At 59.6% G+C, this 3,077-nt stretch carries 4 protein-coding genes and 1 pseudogene; all 5 read left to right on the top strand.

Translation table 11 applies throughout. From position 1 onward, the window contains the following. A pseudogene (locus AWB75_RS36845) lies at window positions 1-132 on the top strand (IS30 family transposase); the annotation flags it as partial. 27 nt (window positions 133-159) lie between these two features. Next, window positions 160-636, top strand: a complete 477-nt coding sequence (gene tnpA / locus AWB75_RS36165) for an IS66-like element accessory protein TnpA (RefSeq protein ID WP_061128709.1) — start codon at window positions 160-162, stop codon at window positions 634-636. After that, window positions 617-967 (top strand): IS66 family insertion sequence element accessory protein TnpB, encoded by a 351-nt coding sequence (tnpB, locus tag AWB75_RS36160; RefSeq protein WP_012250655.1) that lies wholly within the window; start codon window positions 617-619, stop codon window positions 965-967. Before tnpA ends, tnpB begins: the two co-directional genes overlap by 20 nt. A 96-nt stretch (window positions 968-1,063) precedes the next feature. After that, window positions 1,064-2,650, top strand: a complete 1,587-nt coding sequence (gene tnpC / locus AWB75_RS36155) for an IS66 family transposase (RefSeq protein ID WP_061128708.1) — start codon at window positions 1,064-1,066, stop codon at window positions 2,648-2,650. Between the two features lie 109 nt (window positions 2,651-2,759). Then, window positions 2,760-2,891, top strand: a complete 132-nt coding sequence (locus AWB75_RS39240; RefSeq protein ID WP_268807898.1) for a hypothetical protein — start codon at window positions 2,760-2,762, stop codon at window positions 2,889-2,891. Window positions 2,892-3,077: the final 186 nt, after the last annotated feature.

Here is a 3,077-nt window from a genome sequence, read left to right as displayed (position 1 = left end):
ATCGATCTGTCGACTTATTCGCAAGCAAAACTCAATGCCGTGGCGAGGAGGCTGAACGAGCGTCCAAGAAAGACGCTAGATTACGAGACACCAGCTGAGAGATTCCATCAAGCTATTGCATCGACCGGTTGAATCCGCCCTTTCAAGTGGACACTACCCATGGCAGAGGACAGGAATCTGAAGGAGCGGCTGGTAAGGGGCTTTAAGCGTGATGGCAAGCGCCGTTGCTTTGATGAACAGGCCAAGCGTGAGTTGGTGCTGGCCTGTCTGCGATCAGGGGTGTCCGTCGCCGGGATGGCGCTGGAATACGGCCTGAACGCCAACCTGTTGCGTAAATGGATTCGTCAGTATCAAAGCGATGCTACCAGTGATGGGGCGCCGAACGGCGTGGCCAAGGCAATGCCGACGTTCATCCCGGTCGTTCAGCCGGGACATGCCGATGTTACGGCATGCGAGGCTCATGCGGCACCGGTTGCGCTCGCACGGCAGGCGCAACGCGTCACGCTGCCGTCGCAACTGATTGCCGAACTGCCTAACGGTGTGAAGCTCATCCTTGAATGTGCCGGCGATGATTCAAGCCTGGTGATGACGATGATCGAGACGCTGGGAAGGTGCCATGTTCCGGTTCGACGCTGATCTGAAGGTTTACGTTCACCGCGATGCCGTCGATTTCCGCAAGGGCATTACGGGCCTTTCGACGATCGTGGAGCAGGCACTGGGACTCGATCCGTTCGCACGGGCGGTCTACGTGTTCCGCAACCGGCGTGCCGATCGCCTGAAGCTTCTGTTATGGGAGCGTAACGGGTTCTGGCTGATGCTGCGCCGCCTGGAGGCTGACCGCTTTGCCTGGCCGCGCAGCGAACCAGTACTGGAACTGAGCGTCGAGCAACTGCATTGGCTGCTGGAGGGCATTGATCTGACAGCGATGCGCAAGCACCCGGCGCGATACTATGCACGCGTGAGCTGAGGAGGATGTATCGCTGTCGCGCGAGCGCGGCGCGGGCACAACAATTTGCGCGGTGACGTAAACCTATTTCGCAGCGCAAGCCGGTATGGTTGTGGCATGAACCGCATTTTGATCACCGCCGAAGAACTCGCTGCCCTCATCGCCGAACGCGATGCGATGCTCGCCGAGCGCGACGCGCTGCGTGGCGAACTGCGGGTCACGAAGGTCGAGCGTGATTTGCTCAAGGAACAGCTGAAGGCATTCGAGCGACGGCTGTTCGGGGCGAAGAGCGAAGCACGCAGCGTTGCCCAGCGGGACCTGTTCCTCAATGAAGCGGAAGCGCTGGCTCCGACGACCGCCACGTTACCCGCCCAGGAAGACGACACAGACAGTACGTCGGTGGCGGGCCACAAGCGCGGCAAGCCCGGGCGCAAGCCGCTGGACCCGGCATTGCCACGCAAGGTGATCCGTTACGAGCTCGCTGAAGAAGAACGGGTGTGCCAGAACGACGGCAGTGTGCTCGTGGAGATCGGCGTCGAGGTCAGCGAGCAGCTCGACATCATTCCGCAGCAGGTGCAGGTGATCCGTTACGAGCGCGTGAAGTACGCGTGCCAGCAGTGCGACCAGGGCATGAAGGTGACGCCGGCGCGGGCGCGCATCATTCCCAAGGGTCTGTTCACCGAAGGGGCGCTGGCGTGGTTCGTCGTCTCGAAGTATATCGACGGCTTGCCGCTGTACCGGATTGCCGCGCTGCTGCGCCGCTTTGGCGGCGACATCTCGCGCAACACGCTGGCAGCAAGCGTAGTGCGCCTGGGACACTCGGTACAGCCCGTCATCAACCTGATGCGTGATGTGATGCTCGACAGCGAGATCGGGTTCGGCGACGAAACCACCGTGCAGGTTCTCAAGGAGCTAGGGCGCGCACCGCAGACAAAGAGTTACGTCTGGGTCCAGATGAACGGCAGTGGTCCACCTGTGCGCCTGTTTACCTATGCGCCGGGGCGCTCCCAACAGCTTGGTGCGGACGTGTGGGCCGGCATGCGCCATGGCGCCGTGCTGATGACCGACGGGTACAAACCGTATGACACGATCGCGAAGGCTAATGCACTCGTGCATCTTGGTTGCTGGGCGCACTGCAGGAGGTATTTTGTGGAAGCCGAGGCGGCATTGCCCAAAGAGGCCCGTGGCAGCCATCAGCCGTCCACCCAGTTTATCTACCTGATCGGCAAGCTCTATGCGGCCGAATCGCATGCCGACAAGAAACCGCACTGGCGAGCGCGCCTGCGCCGCCGCTATAGCCGTGCGGTGCTCACGAAGATCAGGGCCCTGATCGACGAGTACCTGGAAACAACCGCGCCCACAGGGCTGCTGGGCAAGGCCTTGAACTACACGGCGGGACAATGGCCCAAGCTAATCCGCTACGTCGAGAATCCGGCATGGCCCGTTGACAATAATTTATGTGAGAACATGATCCGCCCGTTTGTCCTGGGGAGAAAGGCATGGCTTTTTTCGGACACCGTAGGAGGCGCAAAGGCCTCGGCAAACCTGTATTCACTCGTCCAGACCTGCGTCGCGAACCGCATCGATATCTATGCGTATCTTGTCGACCTGTTCAAGGCTCTGCCGCTCGCGAAGACCGCAGAGGATTACGAAGCTCTACTTCCATGGAAACTAGGCAAGCTCGTCTCAGAAAAAAATCGATAGGTCAAGTTGGCGGGCAGGACGTGCTTCACTGACCGCTTACACCGCGGGTGGCGATGTCTCCCGTGTTAGATAGTTGCCGCACCCGGCCTGCCTCCACCCATGACAATCTATGACCCCTGACACACCTTCCGTCACCAGCATCGCCATTCTGGGCGTGTGCATGCATGCCGTGCTGCGGTCTTCGGCGAGCCTGCTGGCCAGCATCGATTTTTCCTCAGTGCTGAGCCACAAGCAAAAATGAGTCGCGACGACTTTATATATAAAGGAACTAAGCGTTGATGTCATAGGACTGCTATCCAAGACGACGCCTATCGAGCCGCATTGCATTCGCTCGCGTCCGCATAATTCTTGGCGGCCTCAAAAGCGAGGTGCAACACTTGTCTCGTATAAGGTGTTGCAATGCCCGACAAAACTACTTCGTACCAGC

This window comes from Caballeronia catudaia, assembly GCF_001544755.2.
Classification (GTDB): Bacteria; Pseudomonadota; Gammaproteobacteria; order Burkholderiales; family Burkholderiaceae; genus Caballeronia; species Caballeronia catudaia.
The sequence above is the reverse complement of the archived record's forward strand: the minus strand, read 5'-3'. Positions and strand labels throughout refer to the sequence as shown.